The organism is Xanthomonas sp. SHU 166, from assembly GCF_000364685.1.
Taxonomy (GTDB): domain Bacteria; phylum Pseudomonadota; class Gammaproteobacteria; order Xanthomonadales; family Xanthomonadaceae; genus Xanthomonas_A; species Xanthomonas_A sontii.
The window spans coordinates 1-1,185 of sequence record NZ_AQOJ01000734.1 but is presented as its reverse complement, the minus strand read 5'-3'; the positions used below and the strand labels follow the sequence as shown (position 1 = coordinate 1,185).

The 1,185-nt window shown below is 70.6% G+C and carries 2 protein-coding genes; both read left to right on the top strand.

All coding sequences use genetic code 11. The annotated features are described in order from the left end of the window. On the top strand, positions 1–440 hold a 440-nt coding region (locus tag D180_RS17135), incomplete at its 5' end, for a polymer-forming cytoskeletal protein (protein WP_017910535.1). After that, a complete protein-coding gene (locus tag D180_RS17130; RefSeq protein ID WP_010342294.1) occupies positions 437–799 on the top strand; it encodes a hypothetical protein in 363 nt (120 codons plus the stop codon). The genes D180_RS17135 and D180_RS17130, both read left to right, overlap by 4 nt. The last annotated feature ends 386 nt before the right edge of the window (positions 800–1,185 follow it).

The window sequence follows — 1,185 nt, the reverse complement described above, 5'->3', positions numbered from 1 at the left end:
CGGGCGAACCGCTCGCCGCGGTCGCCGCCGCCGCCCCTGCCGCCCGCGCCCCTGCGCCGGCACCCGCCGCGAAGGAATCGCTGATCGCCGCCGACATCAGTATCGAGGGCAAGATCGAGGGCACCGGCCACATCCGCATCGCCGGCAAGTTCAAGGGCGACGTCAACGTGCAGGGCGACCTCACCATCGAGACCGGCGCCAAGCTCAGCGGCGGCGTGCGTGCCGACAAGGTGGTGATCGCCGGCGAGCTGGAAGGCAACATCGAATCGGCCTCGCGGGTGGAGCTGCTTGCCTCCGGCGCGCTGATCGGCGACGTCAAGGCCGGCTCGCTGACCGTGGCCGCCGGCTCGCGCATGCGCGGCCAGGCCGACTTCGGCTGGGACGACGACAAACATGCCCGCAAGGGCGGCAAGCCCGCGGAGTCCGACGCCGGCGCATGAGCAGCCCGCGTCCCGGCAGTCCGGGGGCGACCCGGACCTGCCCGCACTGCAAGGCCACCATTCTCGAAAGCGCCAGCGTCTGCCCGGCGTGCAAGCACCACCTGCGCTTCGATTCGGCGGTGCTGCAACAGTCGGCGCCGTCGGCGCTGGTGCCGCTGCGGGTGGAGGGCAGCATCCGCCACCCGGACGACGGCAGCGCCTGGGAATACACCGTGTTGGTCAGCATCCGCAACGGCCGCGGCGAGGAGATCAAGCGCCAGTTGGTCGGCGTCGGCGCCATGCTCGACGGCGAGGAACGCAGTTTCACGCTCTCGGTCGAGGCGACGCCGGTGCGGGGTGGGAAGCGCGGCAGGCATTAGCGCCTGAGGCGCTGGGATTGGGGATTGGGGATTCGTAAGAGCCTAGCCCCTCTCCCACCAGGAGAGGGGTTGGGGTGAGGGTATGACCGTTCGCCGCCTGTGAACGTCGCACTTGCTGCATGGCGACGCTGGCTGCCGCACCCTCATCCGCCCCTTCGGGGCACCTTCTCCCGAAGGGAGAAGGGAGTGGCGCCCTGCCCACTTTCCACCCGGCGAGACGCGATGGGCCGCCATGCGCACGCCCACGGCATCGTGGACGCAAAGCCCCTCTCCCACCGGGAGAGGGGTTGGGGTGAGGGTACGGTCGCGCGTCGCCGGTGATCGCTACACTTGCTGTCTGGCGACGCTGGCTGCCGTACCCTCATCCGCCCCTTCGGGGCACCTTC

What these genes read in the sequence shown, in the direction of transcription:
- D180_RS17130 (WP_010342294.1), top strand. Translation starts at nt 437, where the DNA reads ATGAGCAGCCCGCGTCCCGGCAGTCCGGGGGCGACCCGGACCTGCCCG.